Here is a 20,377-nt window from a genome sequence, read left to right on the forward strand (position 1 = left end):
GCCGTTACTGCAAACCTTGAAGTACTAACACAACCGTTTGCGGTTATCTCTCCATAATAAATTGTCCCATCACTAAGAGCATCACCACTATTATAAGCCGTACCTCCAGATACCTGATTGTACCAGGTTGTACTGCCTTCATTAGTTACTAAATCAGCAATTGTTGGGGTGTCCTGAGAGCAGAAGTTCTGAGTAGCATCTCCTGTTGGTGCTGCTGTAGTATACACATTTGCCGTTACTGCAAATCTTGAAGTACTAACACAACCGTTTGCGGTTATTTCTCCATAATAAATTGTTCCGTCACTAAGGGCGTCGCCACTATTATAAGCCGTACCTCCTGATGCCTGATTGTACCAGGTTGTACTGCCTTCATTGGTTACTAAGTCAGCAATTGTTGGTGTATCCTGAGAACAGAAGTTTTGAGCAGCATCTCCTGTTGGAGCCGCAGTAGTATTTAAAGTAACCGTTACTGCCAGTCGGTTTGAGCTTACACAGCTTCCCGGTTCAAGGGCTCCATAGTAAATAGTGCCGTTTACTAAGTTATCTGTACCTGCATAGGCAGTACCTCCCGAGGACTGATTGTACCAAACCACATCAGCTTCATTAGTTACTAAACTCGACACTGTTGGGCTGTCAATTGTACAAAAAGCCTGAGCAGCATCTCCGGTTGGAGCCGGTATACTTATAGAATCACCATAATTACCATTGTAGTAATCAGTAAATAAAAGCGCATCTGCAAAATAGTTATTAAAGTCTCCCCCACCCATACCGGAATCAGTTGATTGCGGATCGGTTGCATTATCAAACAACCTTACTCCCGGTGCACAACAGGCACTATTAGGAAGTTCAAAACTAAACATCAGCAACTCTACTCCTGAGGTAAAACTGACAACCCCGCCATTTGCCGATACTCCGTGAAAATCACTGGATGTATCTGCTGCAGGGGCATATATTTGTGAACTATCGGCCCACCCGTAAGTATTTGTTGTAATATCCAGTATAGCATTATCAACACTGGCAGGTACCACAATTGAGATTTGGCTACCCCCTGCGAATATAAATGTCGGATTAGTAAAATCTGGTGTGGCATATACTCCATATGTACAGGAAGCCTCGTCGAACTTAATAGTAAATTCGACGTTTTGTCCATAAAAATATGTAGTACTTATTAGCATTGTAAAAAGTATTATTATTCTTAGTTTAAAAATTTTCATAGCGTGCAATGCATTAGGTTAGGGAATGACGATGAAAAATTTAGACCATTATTATTGTGGAATCTGTTCTACCATACCATTATAATTACTTAGTCCATTGGTATTTAAAGGATAGGTTAGTATAATGTTCTGGATTATAACTCTTTCATTACCCGCACCGTCATAAAGCACCTTACCGTCCATATTCACATCTCCCGATAAATATCCGGTTGCACTTGAAAAGTTTAGTACCTGATTAGTATTTAATTCATGATTAAGCACCTGGCTGGCCAGCACCTGCCTGTCATTTGCAGCGCCATCATATTTTACATGATCATCATAATTAGCATTTCCGCTGTAAAGCGCCTTAACACTATTTACTGTTACCATTGCATTACTACCCGTAAACCCTGAAAGACTGTATAAGTCGGCATCGTCTATTGTGGTAAAATCTATAGTCACTTCACTATTTAATACTGTAAGTGCATTTAACCCCATAGCCCCAAAGTGGTTTCGGTGTTTAACCGAGATATAGAAAGTTTCAGGCAAGCCACTAACTACAAGCGGACCTCCGTCTGAAGCTATAACATCTCCGTCTCTTTGCAGAAGTGCCGATACAGTTTTGAATACATTAGTAGGCGTATCTCTTATTTCAATAAAAATCCAGTCAACTATAGCGTCAGATGTTCCTGCATTTGTATTGATTATAGTATTGGTTGTTGTTTCGCTGCCTCCGCCTACATGAGTAAATCTTGCGTCCATTGAATCATCATACGGCTGATTTACCGGTATAAGTCCCTGTGTTCTTAAATCATCTCTCATTATTGCCGTTCCGGTACCATAAAGAGCTCCCTGTAAAAGCACTTTTACATTAAGTGTTACATCACACAGGTCATCCAGAGTTACTGTAATAGCAAATCTTGTTGCACTCTCACAACCTGTAACAGCATCCTGAATGGCTGCATAATAAACAGTTCCATCTGTTAAGGCATCGGTATCAAGATATTGGTTACCTGCTGTATCGGCATCATAAAACACAACGTTAGATTCGTTTACTATTAAATCTCCCACAGTTGCCCCTCCATAGGAACAGAACGACTGAGCAGCATCACCTGTTGGTGTAGCTACACTATTCACTGTAACATCTACCGCTATTCTTAACGATTCTTCCGGACAGCCTATTCTTGCTGCTGCCACATAATAAGTAACATCTGTCATAAGCGTTGGTGTAGTAAACGGATCTCCCGAAGCTACTGTAGCAAGTAAGTTACCATCTTCTTCGGCATCATACCATCTTAATTCGTTTGCCACATCAGTATCAGCAAACAAATCTATAGTACTACCTTCACATCCCTGAGCATCCAGTGTATCAGGATCTGTTATTTCAGGTCTTGCCGCTGTTCTTACAACACCAAAGAAGTCTAGATTTTGAGATACTGACAAACCTATTACCGACTCAAACGTTAATGTTATCCTGTCTATAGGTGCTCCCGGTGTTAAAGGTATCGAGGTGATTTCACCACCATTAAGACTTAAAAGATTTAAGGTTAAAAGTGTGGAAAGACTTACATCCTGTACCAATGTAGCCCCATTATACGACTGAACACTTATACTGTTTATAACATTTGCATCGAGTAATGTTTGGGCCAACCTTATTTGCATGGTAAACTCATCACTTGATATTGATTCGCCCTCAAAATAAACAGTTTGTTCTATGGAAGAACCAACCCCTACTACTCCCATACTTAAAGTAGAGAAAGTACTTTCATCAGAGTCTATCGCAAATTCAGGGTTTTGAACACCGGCTCCTCCAAGATCTAATAAATCAAGTGTAAGCCCAGACCCACTATAAGATGTAAAGGCTGCAGTACCACAGTTAGCAGGATTTTCAACATAATAAGCATCATACACAAACATATCTTTTTCAACACCTAATCCAAGTAATGAAACTCCCGATCTGTTTATTATTCTTATCCTGTCGTAAGCAGCAGTAGGTGTAACCCTTATAAAATAATCACCGTTGGGATCGGTTACAATAGTAAGTTGATCTGTAGCAAATTCTCCTCCGTCCTGACTATCACCCTGTACTATAATCGTACTTCCATTTCTGGCCTGAACAGTAAATTCCTGACTACCGGTTAATACCAGTCCAAGAACATCTGCCAATAACCCTCCAAGACTACCACCCAAAAGTGCGTTAAGTAAATCATCTTCCGTTTGTATTTTAACGTAAGATGTAGTGTTTGCCGGAAGCGTACTTGGAAACTGTAGTTCAATATATCCGTTATACGCTCCAAGGCCTAATAAGCCCGAATTAGTTTTCACATTGGCAAAAGTTGCCAGGTTGCCATCATATGCATTTGCCGGATTATCCACGTGAGACGCGTTTGATATAGTAGCCGCATTGGCATATACCCTCGTTTGTGCCTGTGTTTCCTGAGAAAGCGAAAAAAGCGCAAAAACAAAGAAAAAAGTGAGGGTTTTTAATTGGTTTGGGGTAATATTCAATATCATAAAATATTAGTATTAATTCAACAATATTCCTAAAAACTGACATTAAATTACCCACATTATCAGCAATCAAAGAGATGTGTTATTAATATCGTAAAAGTATCGACAAACTGCATGATTTTATCGACGAAATGCAAAGCGTTTTAATTCTGTTTTTTGCGCATAAAAGCTATTTTTGCAATGTAGATTTTAATGAAATTCGAGGTAAACGATAATGAGCTTTAAAACAGAGATTGAAAGAAGAAGGACTTTTGGAATTATTTCACACCCCGATGCGGGTAAAACAACACTTACCGAAAAGCTTCTTCTTTTTGGTGGTGCCATACAGGAAGCCGGAGCCGTAAAAAGTAACAAGATTAAAAAAGGCGCTACCAGCGACTTTATGGAAATTGAAAGACAAAGAGGTATATCTGTTGCTACCTCTGTTTTGGCATTTAACTATAAAGACAAAAAAATAAATATTCTTGACACCCCAGGTCACAAGGATTTTGCCGAAGATACCTTTAGAACACTTACCGCTGTAGATAGCGTTATTGTGGTAATTGACGTTGCAAAAGGGGTTGAAGAACAAACGGAAAAACTGGTTGAGGTTTGCCGAATGAGAAACATCCCTATGCTGGTTTTCATTAACAAGCTTGACCGTGAAGGTAAAGATGCCTTCGACCTTATGGACGAAGTGGAACAAAAACTGGGACTAACCGTTACACCACTTAGTTTCCCTATTGGTATGGGGTATGATTTTCAGGGTATATATAACATTTGGGAAAAGAACATAAACCTTTTTAGCGGAGACAGCCGTAAAAATATTGAAGAAACAATTGCCTTTTCAGACATAAACAATCCTGAACTTGAAAAAATTGTAGGAGAGGCTCCCGCAACAAGACTTAGGGAAGAACTGGAACTTATCGATGAGGTTTATCCGTCGTTTGACAGGCAGGCATATCTTGAAGGTAAACTACAGCCTGTATTTTTCGGTTCGGCATTAAACAACTTTGGTGTTAGGGAACTTTTAGACTGCTTTATAGAAATTGCGCCATCACCAAGAGCTAAAGATTCTGACACCAGAACTGTTAGTGCTAATGAAGAAAAATTCTCGGGCTTTGTATTTAAAATACATGCTAACATGGACCCTAAGCACAGGGACAGGCTTGCATTTATTAAAATTGTTTCGGGCACATTTGAAAGAAATAAACCGTACCTTCATGTACGATTAGATAAAAAATTAAAATTCTCAAGTCCTAATGCATTTTTTGCCGAGAAAAAAGAGATTGTGGATATCTCTTATCCGGGTGATATTGTAGGACTTCATGATACAGGAAACTTTAAGATTGGTGATACCCTTACCGAAGGTGAAATAATGAACTTTAAAGGAATACCAAGCTTTTCTCCTGAACATTTCAGGTACATTAACAATGCCGATCCAATGAAAGCCAAACAGCTGGAAAAAGGTATTGACCAGCTTATGGACGAAGGGGTAGCACAGTTATTTACCCTGGAGATGAATAACCGTAAGGTAATTGGTACTGTAGGTGCACTTCAATATGAGGTTATACAGTACAGGCTTGAGCACGAATATGGTGCAAAATGTTCTTATGAGAACTTCCCGGCATTTAAAGCATGTTGGGTAAAACCGGAAGACTCTAAGAATGAAGAATTTGCCGAATTTAAAAGAATTAAACAGAAGTTTCTTGCCAAAGACAAATACGGACAGCTCGTATTTTTGGCAGACTCTGATTTCTCCATCCAAATGACGCAGCAAAAATACCCAACAGTTAAGTTGTTCTTTACATCTGAATTTTGATTGACTTATTACAAAAAACTAGCTAAAATCACTGTAATAACGCCCCGTATAGAGAGATACGGGTGAATTAATAAAAATGGCAGTCTGACCTTAAAGCCATTATTAATTTAATTCAATCATTAGATGATTAAGCAATTTTTGCAAACAGCTCAGGAAGTTGTTTCGCACCTTACCGAACATAGTTTATGGGTAAAAATATCCCTATGGGATTTTTATACCCATAAACCATCATTTAACATTACAATACCTGTATTGTCACTTCAATATACTGAGGTTAAAATATTACTCATAACAGTAATTTTTATGGTCATCCTGATTATTTTACTTTTTTCATTTTTTAAAACCAAAGTGAAAAAGGAGAAAATAATGTCGTCATATGAAACCGAAACAAAACTGGCAAAAAAAGTTCATGATGAAATAGCAAACGAGGTATACAATGTACTTAGCTATGCTTCTGTTAAAGACCTCAACAACCCGACACACAAAGAAAAACTACTTTCTGACCTCGACTTTATTTATAATAAAAGCAGAAATCTTTCCAGAGAAATAAACAATATAGATACCGGAAACGGCTATAAAAAACAGCTTAAGCTGATGCTTAATGAATATCAGACACCTGAAATTAATATTATCATAAAAGATATTGACAGTATTAACTGGGTTAAAGTATGCGAGTCTAAAAAAATAGCAGCTTACAGAGCCTTACAGGAGTTAATGACAAATATGAGGAAACATAGCAGCGCCTCTATAGTAGTCATCCAATTCAGGCATAAAGGAAGCAGGATATGCATTAGTTACTCCGATAACGGAAAAGGATTGGTAAATAACCCAAATACTACCAAAAATGGATTATCAAATGTGGAAAACCGTATGGTTTCTATAAATGGTAAAGTTACTTTTGAACCAAAGCCAGGCAAGGGACTAAGCCTGACATTAAGTTACCCCTCATGACCTTTATGTTCAAAAAAATTCTAATAATAGAAGACATAGACAGCGTAAACCTTGGGATACGTACAGCCCTTAAGGAAAAATACGATGTTAATATAACCAGTTCCAAATATTGTGATGAGGCTTTTTTAAAAATCAAGAAAGGGATTATTGAAGAAGCTCCATATGATTTGGTAATTACTGATCTTTCATTTATTGAAGATCACAGAGAATCTAAAATAACTACCGGCGAGCAACTTATTAAAAGCATTAAGTACGAACAGCCGGATATAAATATCATTGTTTACTCTATAGAAAACAGACCATATAGAATTAAGCAACTGTTTGAGGAGTATAAAATAAACTCTTATATAACAAAAGGTCGTGAAAGTACTCTGGAACTTATAGAAGCAATAGATGCACTTTCCAAAAAACAAAGTGTGTATATTTCGCCAAAACTAAGCCAGATACTTAAAGATGATGTTTTCTTTGAAATAGAGGACTTTGACATAGAGCTGATACGTAATTTATCACAAGGTCTTACTCAGGATGAAATAAGCTACCTATTAAAAAAACAGGGAAAATCACCATCCAGTATAAGCAGTATTGAAAAAAGGATAAACAAACTAAAAATATTTTTTAAAGCTAAAAACACTATCCATTTGGTAGCTATATCTAAAGATTTAGGTATTATTTAAAAAATAAATATTAATTTAAATAATAGATTTTTATATACTTATATATAAGTCTGAAAAAGAAAAATAAAACTTACGGAAAACCGTAAGGCATTTAAATACGTAAATAGTAAGTTTGAGTAGAAACAAGCTATTAATTCATATTTTTTTATGAAAAAAAGAGCGTATTCTTAGTTTTATTTGAAAAAAATAGAGATAAAAAAGAGTACGTCAAAATATAAAGAATACACACTTCTCACTATAAACGACCCAAAAAGAGAATTAACCAGAGGCAGTAATTGCTCTCTCTAAAAGAGTGCTGTGCTAATTTTAGCCACATATGTTTATGATAGTATCTAAAAACATGGAAAAAACAGCTGGATATGGTTCAATATATTTGGACTTTATGTTTATGCGTGTATTTGAAATGGCTAACAATCGCCTCTGTACTTTGTTATGTAATCACCAAAACAATTTCCACTATGAAGTACATTATTATCAAAGGGTCCCGAAGCTCTGGCAAGGCTGAGACTATTAATGCGGTTTGCAAAAAACTCAAGCCTGAATCTATACGAAGGCTGTATTTCCATGAAACCGGAAGAACATTCATGGAACCTGTCCCTTCATCTGCCGACATTAGCGACGGAACCTATCTGGTAACTGTGAGAAAAAAGAATATCCTGATGGTTTCCAACTGCCCTACCGAACAACGTAAAAAAATTTCCCATATCATGGATTCGGTTATGGGACTCAACATCAAACCTCATCTGGCCATTATCGCCATGAGAGGCTTAGAGAAGTTAAAAGATTACTCAACTGCTAAAGAACTGGAAAGCTACGGCAAGTGTATTTATGAAACTAAAATATGGCGTATCCCTTCTAATCAGTTCAGCCTAACGGATGAATGGAACAAAAGGGTATCCTATTTAGCCGCTATAACCCTGCATAATATTTAACTACCTACTTTACTTTGAAAAACAGAAAGCCTCCTTTAAAGGAGGCTTTCGTTTTTTATATCTTAAAATCTAATCATCAGTTAAATCTCCAAACCGCTATAGCATAAGGAGGCAACATAGTAATCCTCCCCCCTCTTTTAAAATTCCATGATTCATCGCCTACTAGCATTCTGGTATTATTAAGTTTTAAATTCATTTGCGGCTCAATGTAAACTGCCTGCCTTTCATCAGAAAGATTTACAACAACTAATATCTTTTCATTTTCAAACACCCTTAAAAAAGATATTGCATTTTCGTTTGTATTTGTAACAAGTACATAATTACCTAAGGCAAGGGCTGGCTGAAGGTTTTTATTCCTGATTATTTCCCTGAAAAAATTACAGGCAGAAGCCTTATCTCTTATCTGTTCATCTACCGGCACTTTATTCATTACCATTTGTTTTGATTCAGTTAAAGGATTAAACCATACAGCATTACCGGATACCGAATCTTTAACAGACCAGTTAATAGCCTCTGTACCTGCCAGTTCATCAATCTGAACACTGCCTGTTTCCTGCCCGTAATAAACCGAAGGCATACCTCCTAACAGTAAATTAAGAGTCGAAACCACCTTTACCTGTCTGTTGTCTGTAATTCTAATTGTTGAAAATCGTCCAACGTAATTATCATCAGTAAACACAGCAATTCTCTTTGTTACAGGCATACTATCCTTACGGATTAAAGAAAAGGCAGCCGTTTCAATTTTTCCCTTATCAAAAGACTTTATTGCAGTATTTAAATTGGCATCAAAAACCACATCAAATCCTACATTATAAAAGTCGGCAGGTTGCGCTTTATCATCGGCAGGATAAGCCATAACAGTTACATCTGCCCTAAAGTCCTTAATACCTTTTATCACCGGAACCCAAAATTCCCTTAACAGGTTTTTCTGCCCTTCAAACTCATCGGCAACATTGCTAAACCTTAAACCATCGGCACCTGCATAATAAATAGGGCTGTTAGTTGGGTTTATCCAGTATTCCAGCATCTTCACTATCTCTCCCCTAACCTTAGCTTCTTTAAAGTTTACAGCATAAGTCTTACCATTTTCTCCGGTAAGCGATACATAGTCTATATTATTATCCGGTAACAGGCAGTTTTTACATTCCTCTTTTTTAGCAAACCAGTCATGTTTTTCTGTAACGTAACGCAAATCAAAATCAAGATATACTTTCATTTTTCTGCGGTGTGCTTCCTGTATCAAATCTCTGTAACCTTTAAAGGCCCCATAGGTAGCATCAACCTTAGTCCAATTGGAAGCGTAATAATTCATAATATCATCGGCTTCATATATTGGTGTAAGTAAAATAGTATTTACACCCAGCCATTGCAGGTAATCCAGTTTTTGCCTCACCCCTTCCAGGTCGCCATAACCATCTTTATTGGTATCATAAAAACTCCTTGGGTAAACCTGATAGATTACTTCTCTCTGAGCAAAAGCCCCAAAAGCAACAAACAGGCAAAGTGTTAGTAATAGTTTTCTTAGCATAACAATAGTTTTGTTCCAAATATAATATTATTTGACCATGACTTAAGCCAAAATACATTTCCAAATCTAAAAACACAGGGTTATTTTGTTATTTTTGCAAAGTCACAAGGAAAACTGATTGCTATGCTTATTATTGGGATTGCAGGTGGTACAGGAAGCGGAAAAACAACCGTAGTACACCAGATAATGAACGAACTTCCGCTTACAGAAGTAGGCATTATTTCTCAGGACTCCTATTACAGGGAAACCTCAAACCTAAGTTATGACGAAAGGATAAAAATTAATTTTGACCACCCAAGATCTATTGATTTTGAACTTTTAACCCAGCACCTTAAAGAGCTTAAGGAAGGTAAAACCATAGAACAGCCTATTTACTCTTTCGTTACTCACAACCGTACCGGAGATACAATAATAACACATCCCAGAAAGGTAATGATTGTAGAAGGTATACTTATACTTTCTGACCCGAAACTACGGGAAATGTTTGACATTAAGGTATATGTTCATGCCGATGCTGACGAAAGACTTATAAGAAGGTTAAGGCGCGATATTGCCGAACGGGGCCGTGATATGGAAGAAGTACTAAACAGGTATCAAACCACCCTTAAACCAATGCACGAACAGTTTATTGAGCCTACCAAGGCTTATGCCGATATCATTATACCGCATGACAGGTATAACACAGTTGCTATTGATGTGGTAAGGGCGGTAATTAATCAGCGTATACTTTAAAGGCCAATTCACTGAATAATTTGCAAAAAAAACCATTACTTTGTAAAGTAAATTATCAATGTACTGATGAAAAAACCATTTGGCAAATTAATCACCCGTTATCCTTTCCTTAAATTCTTAGGAAACAAATACGTTTTGGTGCTTATTGGTTTAGCCGTTTGGCTTATGTTCCTTGATAATTATTCCTATTTTGAAAACAGGGCTATTAATAAGGAATTAGAAGAACTGGAAGAAAATAAGGAATACTACATTCAGGAAATAAAAAAGGATAGCGCCAGTATTAAGCAACTTAACAACCCTGACCAGACAGAAAAATATGCACGCGAAAAGTATTACATGAAGCGTGAGAATGAAGATATATATATCATAGAATTTGAAGATAACGTGCCTGATGAGGACACGAAATCGCTTTAAAATGGTACGCATGAGCGAAAATTTATTTAATGAATTTGAACCTGTATCGTCCAAACAATGGAAACAACAGATACAGTATGAGCTGAAAGGAGCCGATTATAATGAAACTCTTATTTGGGAAAGCCCGGAAGGGATTAAGGTAAAACCGTTTTACCATATTGATGAGTTTGAAAAACCACTACAGGTCACTACCCACACATCACAGTTTAAAATTTGCCAGAATATATTTGTTCATGATCTGGACAAATCAATAGCACGTGCAAAGGAAACACTTAATCGTGGTGCCGAAAGTATACGTTTTACCATCCCTAATGAGCAGATAGATGTAGAGAAGCTGGCTAACAGCCTTCCTTTACAAAGTGTTCCGGTTTACTTTTATTTGAATTTCCTTTCAATCGATTTCGTAAAGAAACTGGACAGCATTGCTAAAGCTAAAAACGCTTCCTTCTTTGTACAACTAGACCCTATAGGTCAGCTAACTAAAGACGGAAACTGGTTCACAAATCTTGAAAAAGACTTCGAAGCTTTAAACACCATAGCTATTGCCTGTACCAATATACATTTCCTAAGTGTAGACAGCAGCCTGTACCAAAATGCAGGAGCTAATATTGTACAACAAATAGCCTACACCCTTGGTCATGTTAACGAGTACTTTAACCGTGTTGCTACCATAAGTAAACCAATAGTACTACAGGTAGCTGTAGGGACAAATTACTTTTTTGAAATTGCCAAGCTACGTGCCATGAGGCTTTTATTTAACCTCATCGCTAAAGAATACGACCATAATCTGGAATGCCATATTATAGCCGCACCAACTAAGCGCAATAAAACACTTTACGACTATAACGTAAATATGCTTCGTACTACTACTGAGTGTATGAGTGCGATACTGGGAGGAGCTGATACGGTTTTCAACCTGGCTTATGATGTGTTATATCATAAGGATAATGAGTTTGGCGACAGGATATCGCGCAATCAGTTATTAGTATTAAAACACGAAAGTTACTTCGATAAGGTAAATAACCCGGCAGACGGAGCTTATTATATAGAAGAACTTACACACCAACTTGCAGAAAAAGCCTTAGCCCTGTTTAAGGACATTGAAGCTGCAGGCGGATTCCTTACCCAGTTAAAAGAAGGTATTATTCAGCGTAAAATACAGGAAAGCGCAGCAAAAGAACAGGAACTTTTTGACAACGGTAAAGAGGTACTGTTAGGAACCAACAAATACCCCAACAAAGACGACAGGATGAGTCATGACCTGGAGCTTTATCCGTTTGTTAAAAGCAACCCGAGAAAAACACTTATTACCCCTATTATAGAAAAGCGCCTTGCCGAAAAAGCAGAACAGCAAAGGCTGGAAGATGAAAAAAGTAACACAGGTGCAGAATAACAGGTAACATGAGAAAGAATTTACAACACATACAGCTTGATACGAACAGCACCCCAAAACCGGCAGAACAAAAAAGCAATTTTGTTACCGCCGAAGGTGTTGAAGTAAAAGAAACATACAGTAAGGAAGATATTGAAAACCTTGAGCATTTAGGCTTTGGTGCAGGCTTTGCGCCTAACCTTCGCGGGCCATACAGTACAATGTACGTACGCCGCCCGTGGACTATTCGCCAGTATGCAGGTTTCTCTACTGCTCAAGAGAGTAACGCATTTTACCGCCGTAACCTTGCTGCAGGGCAAAAAGGACTATCGGTAGCGTTTGACCTTGCCACACACAGAGGGTACGACAGTGACCATGAACGTGTAGTGGGCGACGTAGGTAAAGCAGGCGTTGCCATTGACAGTGTAGAGGATATGAAAATCCTTTTCGACCAGATACCGCTGGGCGAAATGTCGGTTTCCATGACTATGAACGGAGCCGTACTTCCTATCATGGCTTTTTACATTGTGGCTGCAGAAGAGCAGGGTGTTAAGCCGGAACTGCTTTCGGGAACTATACAAAACGACATCCTTAAGGAGTTTATGGTTAGAAATACTTACATCTACCCTCCTGCTCCTTCTATGAAAATTATTGCCGATATATTTGAATATACCAGCCAGAAGATGCCAAAGTTTAACTCTATCAGTATATCCGGTTACCACATGCAGGAAGCCGGTGCCACTGCCGATATTGAGTTGGCATACACTCTTGCAGACGGACTGGAATACATCCGTACGGGTATTGCAGCAGGTATGGAGATAGATAAATTTGCTCCGCGCCTTTCCTTCTTCTGGGCTATAGGCATGAACCATTTTATGGAAATTGCCAAAATGCGTGCAGGCCGTATGCTATGGGCTAAGTTGCTAAAACAGTTTAACCCGCAAAGTGAAAAATCGCTGGCATTACGTACGCACTGCCAGACAAGCGGATGGAGTTTAACCGAACAGGATCCATTTAACAATGTGGCCCGTACTGCCATTGAGGCAGCAGCAGCAGCATTTGGGGGAACACAATCCCTGCATACTAATGCTCTGGATGAAGCCATAGCACTACCTACCGATTTTTCGGCACGTATTGCACGTAACACACAGATATTCCTACAGGAAGAAACCAAAATAACCAAAACGGTAGACCCGTGGGCCGGAAGCTACTATGTAGAAAGCCTGACAGCAGAAATAGCCGAAAAAGCCTGGGCTTTAATCGAAGAGGTTGAAGAACTTGGTGGTATGACCAAAGCTATTGAGGCAGGTATACCTAAACTTCGTATTGAGGAGGCTGCTGCCAGGAAACAGGCTCGTATTGATAGCGGACAGGATATTATAGTTGGTGTAAACAAATACAGGCTGGAGAAAGAAGATCCGCTTCACATTCTTGAGGTAGATAACCAAACTGTACGCCGTCAGCAAATTGAACGTCTTGACAGCATTAAGGCCAGCCGTGACAATCAAAAAGTTACCGAATGCCTTGAGAAACTTACCGCATCGGCAAAATCAGGCGAGGGTAACCTGCTTGAACTTGCTGTAGATGCAGCACGCCACAGGGCTACCCTGGGTGAGATTAGTGATGCACTGGAAACAGTTTTCGGACGATATAAAGCACAAATCAAATCATTTAGCGGAGTGTACAGCAAAGAGATTAAAAACGACGAGAGCTTTGAAAAAGCAAAACAGCTTGCAGATGAATTTGCTAAGCTGGAAGGCCGACGCCCAAGGATAATGATTGCAAAAATGGGTCAGGACGGGCACGACCGTGGTGCTAAAGTAGTAGCAACAGGTTATGCCGATGTTGGTTTTGATGTAGACATTGGGCCATTATTCCAAACTCCTGCCGAAGCAGCAAAACAGGCTGTAGAGAACGACGTACATATTTTAGGAGTTTCATCACTTGCCGCTGGTCACAAAACTTTAGTGCCGCAGGTAATTGCCGAACTTAAAAAATACGGACGTGAGGATATTATGGTAATTGTAGGCGGGGTTATCCCGGCTCAGGATTACGAGTATCTCTTTGATGCAGGGGCAGTTGCTGTATTTGGTCCGGGAACCAAAATCAGCGAGGCCGCTATTAAAATACTGGAAGTACTTATCAAAGGATTTGAATAGTCTCAATAAAAATAAAACTCCGTTGCCCAGATCAACGGAGTTTTTTTATGTATTTGTAGTAACTTTACTTTTCAAACAACTACTAAACCCGCTTATATGAAAAAGCATTTGCTTCTATTAATGCTCCTTCCGTTAGGTTTTACCGCTATGGCACAAACCGAAAACCCTAATTATGATAAGGAACTCGCCGAATCGCTGGGTGCCGATGATTATGGCATGAAACAATATGTTTTTGTTATACTGAAAACCGGCCCTAACAAAGTGGAAGACCAAGCCAAACTTAACGAACTGTTTAGAGGTCACATGGCAAATATAGAGCGTCTTGCCAGCGAGGGCAAACTGGTGGTTGCAGGTCCTTTTATGAAAAACGACAAAGGCTACAGGGGTATTTTTATCTTCAATGTAAAAACAATTGAAGAAGCTCAAGCCTTACTGGAATCAGATCCTGCAGTAAAAGAAAAACTGCTTGAGGCCGAAATGACCGAATGGTATGGTTCGGCTGCATTAGGTGAGTATCTTAAAACACACGAGAAAATAGAAAAAAAGAAACCCTGATAACTTGAGATATAATGGATATTAAAAAAGTATTTGAGAACAACAAAGAGTGGATCGCCAAACAACTTAAAAACAGTCCGTCTTACTTTGACAGTTTAGCCAAAGGACAGTCGCCTGAAATCCTGTACATAGGATGTGCTGACAGTCGCGTTACTGCCGAAGAGATTATGGGCCTTGAACCAGGTGATGTTTTTGTACACCGTAACATTGCAAATATGGTACCTAACAGTGATCTTAACGTAATGTCGGTTATCAACTATGCTGTTGATTTCCTAAAGGTAAATCACGTAGTGGTATGTGGACATTACAACTGTGGTGGTGTAAAAGCTGCAATGGAGTCGGCCGACTTAGGCATACTAAACCCATGGCTAAGAAACGTTCGTGACGTATACCGTTTACACAAGACAGAACTTAACGCCATTGAAGACGAAGACAAACGTTATGACAGGCTTGTAGAGCTTAACGTGCAGGAACAGTGTATTAATGTGATTAAAACTGCCGAGGTACAAAGAGCTATCAATAACCGTAACCTTACTGTACACGGTTGGATTTTTGACCTTAGAACAGGTAACCTTGTAGATTTAAAAATCGACTTCCAGGCTATTACAAAAGGTATTGCCGACATCTATAGAATTACCTAAAGATTAACATAGTGACACCCGAAGTTTAGTATATTTACTTACTAATTACTTGTTTCATGGAACAAAAACACTTCGGGCTTAAAGGACTTACTTCTCAGGAAGTAAAGCAGTCCAGAGAAAAAAACGGCAGCAATGCTATAGAGTTTAAAAAAGAAAACAGGATAATCATGGCGCTCAAAGACCTTGTCAAAGAGCCCATGATTATTTTATTACTGGTAGCCGCTGCCATATACTTTATTAGCGGTGATATAGGCGATGGTGTCTTTATGGCTGCCTCTATACTACTTGTAGCTACCATTTCGCTGTATCAGGAATCCCGAAGCCGTAATGCGCTCGAAAAACTTAAAAGCTACACACGCCCCCACTGCAAAGTGATACGTAATGGCGAGGAACAAACCATAAACAACGAAGAGCTCGTTATTGATGACCTTATGATTGTGGAAGAAGGCTCATCGGTAGCGGCAGACGGTGTTATTGTACAGGCCAATGATTTCTCGGTAAACGAATCGGTTATAACGGGAGAATCTTTCCCTGTTTCAAAAGACCAAAACAAAGAAGATAAAGAAGTATACAGCGGAACTATTGTCGTTTCCGGCTTGGCAGTAGCACGCGTTACAGCCATAGGAATAGGTACCCGACTGGGGCAAATAGGTCAGAGCCTTGAAGACATCAGCAGTGAAAAAACGCCTTTAGAAAAACAGATAGCCAATTTCGTAAAGAAAATGGTGATCATTGGAGCTGTTGTTTTTATTGCGGTATGGGTATTTAATTATATCAACTCGGGCAACATTGTAGATAGTCTTTTAAAATCGCTTACACTGGCAATGAGTATACTGCCGGAAGAAATACCGGTAGCCTTCACTACCTTTATGGCTCTTGGAGCATGGCGCCTAATGAAGGCCGGGATAATCGTTAAACAGATGAAAACGGTTGAAACCTTGGGGAGTGCCACCGTAATATGTACCGATAAAACAGGCACCATAACCGAAAACAAAATGACACTGGCACGTGTTGCTGCCTTTCCCAATCTTACAATAAACAATCCGGAAGAAGATAACCTGAACCCAGACGATAAACAACTCATATCGTATGCCATGTGGGCCAGTGAACCTATCCCTTTTGACCCTATGGAAACGGCACTGCATGAAGCTTATCTTAAACTTGAGGAAGACAAAAGACCTGACTTTAAAATGGTGCACGAGTATCCGCTTGGCGGGAAACCTCCTATGATGACCCATGTTTTTGAAGACAGTAACGGTAACCGTATCATTGCTGCCAAAGGTGCACCCGAAGCAATGATGGAAGTATCTGGACTTACAAACGATGAAAAAGAAAAAGTAAACAACACTATAGCTCAATTGGCAGAAAACGGCTTTAGGGTTTTGGGAGTTGGCCATACAGTATTTGACGGAAACAATTTCCCTGAACACCAGCAGGATTTCAAATTCAGCTTTAATGGTATTGTAGCTTTTTATGATCCTCCAAAAGAAAACATATCTTCTGTATTCCAGTCGTTTTATGATGCGGGAATAGAGGTTAAAATCGTAACCGGAGATAATGCCCTTACTACAGCCTCTATAGCAAAACAGGTTGGCTTTAAAGATTATGACAAAACCCTTAGCGGTGATGAGCTTATGAAACTTACTGATGAGGAACTAAAAGATAAGGTAATGCATACCGCTATTTTTACCCGAATGTTTCCAGAGGCCAAACTGAAAATCATTAATGCACTTAAAGCATGTAATCAGGTAGTAGCTATGACAGGTGACGGGGTGAATGACGGACCTGCACTCAAAACGGCACACATAGGTATAGCCATGGGGAAAAAAGGAACTGAGATTGCTAAAGAGGCTGCCTCCCTAATCCTACCCGATGATAATCTTGCCAAAATGGTAGATGCCATTGCTATGGGAAGAAAAATATATACCAACCTGAAAAAGGCGATACAATATATTATTTCCATACACATACCTATTATACTAACGGTATTTATACCACTGGCAGCAGGCTGGATATACCCTAATATTTTTACTCCGGTACATGTTATATTCCTAGAGCTAATAATGGGGCCCACCTGCTCTATTATTTATGAGAATGAGCCTATGGAGAAAAACACTATGAATCACAAACCAAGGCCATTTTCAGCCACATTCTTTAATTTAGGGGAACTTTTAACCAGTATTATACAGGGACTTGCCATTACTGCAGGGACTATTGGTGTTTACCTTTATGCCGTTTCACTTAACCTAACCGAATCACACGTGCGAACCATGGTATTTGTTACACTTATATCAGCCAATATATTCCTTACACTTGTAAACCGTTCATTCTATTATTCGGTAATTACCTCTTTCGGATACAGGAACAGGCTTATTCCTTTAATAATAGGGATTACGATATTACTTACCTTTTTATTGTTATATATAGATCCGTTTGTAATGTTCTTTGAGTTTAGTACTCCTTCCCTATGGTTACTGGGAGTAAGTATATTCGCAGGTTTTGTATCGGTAATATGGTTTGAAATTGTAAAATGGATTAAACGACTAAAAAACAGAATCTAAATCCCTTTATTTTAGTTTTTGTAAATTTGAAGTAATACGAACTTCAAATTTTAACTTTTATGGGAAAAGGAGACATCAAAACTAAAAGAGGTAAAATTTGGCGTGGATCTTACGGAGTAAGACGCCCAAAAAACAAATCAGCTGTTCAATCAGGCGAACCCTCTAAAAAGTAATTAAAAAGGCAGTCTTAATAAGACTGCCTTTTTTAAATAAAAAAGCCCTGTTATAAACAGGGCTTTAAAGGAGGCGTGTTAGTATAGAAGTTTATCCCCACTATTAAAACTATAAAATACCTTTTGCACTCCTTGTGCGACAACTGTTCCCTAATAATTTTGCTACATCAAAGTTTATCCCCACTATTGAAAACTGTTAATGCAACTTGCCAAAACCATTTAAAAGGTTCAATTGTCACGGTTTTCGGCTGCTTTTGGCTTCCCCACTAAATTAAAGCTTCCAAGCATAACCGAATATTTTTACTGAAGCAATCGGCAGCATACGAGTTTATCCCCACAAACAACTTTATGCCGCCTCGCTTACAGTTTTACATTCCTGATATTATAAATTCACATCTTCTGTTAAGCCTGTGTTGCTCTTCACTACAAATCACACCATCAGGACATTTGCTTAACAACTGCGTTTCTCCATATCCCCTTCCACTTACACGCGAAGGATCTATACCATGATTAACGATATAGGCAATTATGGAGTTAGCCCTCTTGTCAGATAGCACCTGATTGTACTTTTTAGAAGCTCTTGAATCTGTATGCGTTCTTACATCCAGGTGTGCACTTGGATTTTGCTGTAAGTAAGCTACCACTTTATTCAGGTCTTTCTCTGCTTCAGGTTTAACATTATACTTACCTAAATCAAAATATATATACTGTATATTAAATACTTTGGCTAAGTCAGTGCTGTTATTAGGATCAATAACAACCTTTTTCTTCTCTATTACAGGCTGTATGGTAAATATCTGTTTACACATTACCTCAAAGGAATAGTTACCATTCTCATCGGAAGCTCCCTCCATAACTACTTCTCCGTCTTCATTAAGGACCTGTATTTTTGTATTAGCTAGCACCTCACCTGTAAACTCCTTAGTCAATAAGCCTTCTAGTTTCTCCCTACAGTCAGGATCTATTATCTCAACTTCTTTATAGCTGTAAATATCATCATTACCGCCTCTGTTTGTGGTAAAGAACCCTCCCGATGATTCGGCATCAAATATCAGTGCAAAATCATCTCTTTCACTGTTAATAGGCCTACCCATATTAAAAGCTCTTACATAGTTCCCATCTGGTTCCCTTTTACTCACAAAGATGTCAAGTCCGCCAAGTCCCGGATGCCCTTCCGATGCAAAATACAGTTCGTCAAATTCCGATACAAAAGGAAATGTTTCACGCCCTTCGGTATTAATCCCCGGACCAAGGTTTTCGGCCATACCGAACGTTCCGTTACCATTTATACTTACCCTGTATATATCTGACATACCAAAGGTTCCCGGCATGTTTGAAGCAAAATAAAGCGTACTTTCATCAGCACTTAAAGCAGGGTGTGCACAACTGTAGTCATTACTGTTAAAAGGTAGTTCGCTTACATCGGTCCATTCTATACCATTAAAGGTAGCCTTATAAATTTTTAATAGTATACCGTTATGGTCATCCTTTTGAACCTTACCTTTATTATAGTTATTACGTGTAAAATATACCGTATTACCGTCTTTGGTAAAAACAGGGGTTGACTCATGATACTGTGTATCAAGATTAAGAGAAAACTTTTCCACTACGTCTTTAAGACTGTCGTCTTCTTTAATGGATGTCATATACAACCCTGTAAACGATTCATTAGTCCATCTGTCTACTCTTTTACGTTTCTTTTTTCCGTCCAGAGTATCTCTGGAAGATGCAAAAACAATTTTATCTTTCCCTAAAAATGCAGTACCATAATCTGAGAAATTCGTATTAATATTCATTTTCTCAATGGTATACTTATCAGAGTTTTTATCAATCTCTTTTCGGTAATCTTTATTTTCCAAAAACATTTGTGTCCTGATGTCGTCATTACTCATATTGGCAAATTCCTGCATCATTTCATCTGCCTGATCTATCTTACCTACAAACTTCAGAGTTTGTGCATAGCGGTAATAATATTCGGGCTCTACTTTTTTACCAAGGCTAAAAAGCTTGTTATACCATTGGTAAGCATAATCCAACTCGCCTCTAAAATAATAACAGTCACCCGTTTTCTCGAAAAGCTCTATAGACCTGAAACCTGTATTAGCCACTTCCAGATAAATTTCCAGTGCATCGCTATAGGCGTAATTCTCAAACTCTATGTTTGCCTGTTTCATTTCCCT

At 38.6% G+C, this 20,377-nt stretch carries 16 protein-coding genes; 12 read left to right on the plus strand and 4 right to left on the minus strand.

Annotated elements, in window-relative coordinates; genetic code table 11:
• Positions 1-1,214: Ig-like domain-containing protein (locus tag ABS768_RS11210; protein ID WP_456264637.1), on the minus strand; the 1,214-nt coding region annotated here is incomplete at its 3' end.
• A gap of 51 nt (positions 1,215-1,265) precedes the next feature.
• On the minus strand, positions 1,266-3,707 hold the full coding sequence (locus tag ABS768_RS11215) for an immunoglobulin domain-containing protein (RefSeq protein ID WP_408075053.1): 2,442 nt from the start codon (positions 3,705-3,707) through the stop codon (positions 1,266-1,268).
• 211 nt (positions 3,708-3,918) lie between these two features.
• Between ABS768_RS11215 and ABS768_RS11220 the strand changes: the two genes are divergently transcribed.
• From ABS768_RS11220 to ABS768_RS11235, 4 genes are all read left to right on the plus strand, one after another.
• The gene (locus ABS768_RS11220) at positions 3,919-5,505 is read left to right on the plus strand and encodes a peptide chain release factor 3 (protein WP_330442766.1); all 1,587 of its coding nucleotides are present in this window, start codon (positions 3,919-3,921) and stop codon (positions 5,503-5,505) included.
• Between the two features lie 123 nt (positions 5,506-5,628).
• Positions 5,629-6,456 carry a sensor histidine kinase gene (locus ABS768_RS11225; protein ID WP_408075054.1) on the plus strand — a complete coding sequence of 276 codons (828 nt, stop codon included), beginning with the start codon at positions 5,629-5,631 and terminating at the stop codon, positions 6,454-6,456.
• A 5-nt stretch (positions 6,457-6,461) separates the two neighbouring features.
• Positions 6,462-7,130, plus strand: a complete 669-nt coding sequence (locus ABS768_RS11230; RefSeq protein WP_408075055.1) for a response regulator — start codon at positions 6,462-6,464, stop codon at positions 7,128-7,130.
• A gap of 458 nt (positions 7,131-7,588) precedes the next feature.
• The gene (locus tag ABS768_RS11235; RefSeq protein WP_408075056.1) at positions 7,589-8,062 is read left to right on the plus strand and encodes a hypothetical protein; all 474 of its coding nucleotides are present in this window, start codon (positions 7,589-7,591) and stop codon (positions 8,060-8,062) included.
• A gap of 76 nt (positions 8,063-8,138) precedes the next feature.
• Here the strand turns inward: ABS768_RS11235 and ABS768_RS11240 are convergent, their stop codons facing one another.
• Complete coding sequence (locus ABS768_RS11240) at positions 8,139-9,590, minus strand: alpha-amylase family glycosyl hydrolase (RefSeq protein ID WP_408075057.1); 1,452 nt, start codon at positions 9,588-9,590, stop codon at positions 8,139-8,141.
• 123 nt (positions 9,591-9,713) lie between these two features.
• Here ABS768_RS11240 and udk point away from each other — a divergent pair, with 123 nt between their 5' ends.
• From udk to ABS768_RS11280, 8 genes are all read left to right on the plus strand, one after another.
• Complete coding sequence (udk, locus tag ABS768_RS11245; protein ID WP_408075058.1) at positions 9,714-10,322, plus strand: uridine kinase; 609 nt, start codon at positions 9,714-9,716, stop codon at positions 10,320-10,322.
• A 66-nt stretch (positions 10,323-10,388) separates the two neighbouring features.
• On the plus strand, positions 10,389-10,736 hold the full coding sequence (locus ABS768_RS11250) for an FtsB family cell division protein (RefSeq protein ID WP_408075059.1): 348 nt from the start codon (positions 10,389-10,391) through the stop codon (positions 10,734-10,736).
• A gap of 10 nt (positions 10,737-10,746) precedes the next feature.
• Positions 10,747-12,129: a methylmalonyl-CoA mutase subunit beta gene (locus ABS768_RS11255; protein ID WP_408075060.1), complete on the plus strand. Its 1,383-nt coding sequence runs from the start codon at positions 10,747-10,749 to the stop codon at positions 12,127-12,129.
• 8 nt (positions 12,130-12,137) lie between these two features.
• A complete protein-coding gene (gene scpA / locus ABS768_RS11260) occupies positions 12,138-14,267 on the plus strand; it encodes a methylmalonyl-CoA mutase (protein WP_408075061.1) in 2,130 nt (709 codons plus the stop codon).
• A gap of 96 nt (positions 14,268-14,363) precedes the next feature.
• A complete protein-coding gene (locus ABS768_RS11265) occupies positions 14,364-14,822 on the plus strand; it encodes a YciI family protein (RefSeq protein ID WP_408075062.1) in 459 nt (152 codons plus the stop codon).
• A gap of 14 nt (positions 14,823-14,836) precedes the next feature.
• Positions 14,837-15,463 carry a carbonic anhydrase gene (locus ABS768_RS11270; RefSeq protein ID WP_408075063.1) on the plus strand — a complete coding sequence of 209 codons (627 nt, stop codon included), beginning with the start codon at positions 14,837-14,839 and terminating at the stop codon, positions 15,461-15,463.
• Between the two features lie 56 nt (positions 15,464-15,519).
• A complete protein-coding gene (locus ABS768_RS11275; RefSeq protein ID WP_408075064.1) occupies positions 15,520-18,024 on the plus strand; it encodes a cation-translocating P-type ATPase in 2,505 nt (834 codons plus the stop codon).
• 59 nt (positions 18,025-18,083) lie between these two features.
• The gene (locus tag ABS768_RS11280; RefSeq protein ID WP_408075065.1) at positions 18,084-18,197 is read left to right on the plus strand and encodes a 30S ribosomal protein THX; all 114 of its coding nucleotides are present in this window, start codon (positions 18,084-18,086) and stop codon (positions 18,195-18,197) included.
• A gap of 368 nt (positions 18,198-18,565) precedes the next feature.
• Here ABS768_RS11280 and ABS768_RS11285 read toward each other — a convergent pair whose 3' ends face one another.
• Entirely contained in the window at positions 18,566-20,371 is a 1,806-nt protein-coding gene (locus ABS768_RS11285) for an OmpA family protein (RefSeq protein WP_408075066.1), read from the minus strand.
• Positions 20,372-20,377 lie beyond the last annotated feature (6 nt).

The sequence above is a fragment of the Flavobacterium rhizophilum genome, from assembly GCF_046000485.1.
In the GTDB taxonomy this organism is placed as follows: Bacteria; Bacteroidota; Bacteroidia; order Flavobacteriales; family Flavobacteriaceae; genus Flavobacterium; species Flavobacterium rhizophilum.

What these genes read in the sequence shown, in the direction of transcription:
- ABS768_RS11215 (WP_408075053.1), bottom strand. Translation starts at nt 3,707, where the DNA reads ATGATATTGAATATTACCCCAAACCAATTAAAAACCCTCACTTTTTTC.
- ABS768_RS11220 (WP_330442766.1), top strand. Translation starts at nt 3,919, where the DNA reads ATGAGCTTTAAAACAGAGATTGAAAGAAGAAGGACTTTTGGAATTATT.
- ABS768_RS11225 (WP_408075054.1), top strand. Translation starts at nt 5,629, where the DNA reads ATGATTAAGCAATTTTTGCAAACAGCTCAGGAAGTTGTTTCGCACCTT.
- ABS768_RS11230 (WP_408075055.1), top strand. Translation starts at nt 6,462, where the DNA reads ATGTTCAAAAAAATTCTAATAATAGAAGACATAGACAGCGTAAACCTT.
- ABS768_RS11235 (WP_408075056.1), top strand. Translation starts at nt 7,589, where the DNA reads ATGAAGTACATTATTATCAAAGGGTCCCGAAGCTCTGGCAAGGCTGAG.
- ABS768_RS11240 (WP_408075057.1), bottom strand. Translation starts at nt 9,590, where the DNA reads ATGCTAAGAAAACTATTACTAACACTTTGCCTGTTTGTTGCTTTTGGG.
- udk (WP_408075058.1), top strand. Translation starts at nt 9,714, where the DNA reads ATGCTTATTATTGGGATTGCAGGTGGTACAGGAAGCGGAAAAACAACC.
- ABS768_RS11250 (WP_408075059.1), top strand. Translation starts at nt 10,389, where the DNA reads ATGAAAAAACCATTTGGCAAATTAATCACCCGTTATCCTTTCCTTAAA.
- ABS768_RS11255 (WP_408075060.1), top strand. Translation starts at nt 10,747, where the DNA reads ATGAGCGAAAATTTATTTAATGAATTTGAACCTGTATCGTCCAAACAA.
- scpA (WP_408075061.1), top strand. Translation starts at nt 12,138, where the DNA reads ATGAGAAAGAATTTACAACACATACAGCTTGATACGAACAGCACCCCA.
- ABS768_RS11265 (WP_408075062.1), top strand. Translation starts at nt 14,364, where the DNA reads ATGAAAAAGCATTTGCTTCTATTAATGCTCCTTCCGTTAGGTTTTACC.
- ABS768_RS11270 (WP_408075063.1), top strand. Translation starts at nt 14,837, where the DNA reads ATGGATATTAAAAAAGTATTTGAGAACAACAAAGAGTGGATCGCCAAA.
- ABS768_RS11275 (WP_408075064.1), top strand. Translation starts at nt 15,520, where the DNA reads ATGGAACAAAAACACTTCGGGCTTAAAGGACTTACTTCTCAGGAAGTA.
- ABS768_RS11280 (WP_408075065.1), top strand. Translation starts at nt 18,084, where the DNA reads ATGGGAAAAGGAGACATCAAAACTAAAAGAGGTAAAATTTGGCGTGGA.
- ABS768_RS11285 (WP_408075066.1), bottom strand. Translation starts at nt 20,371, where the DNA reads ATGAAACAGGCAAACATAGAGTTTGAGAATTACGCCTATAGCGATGCA.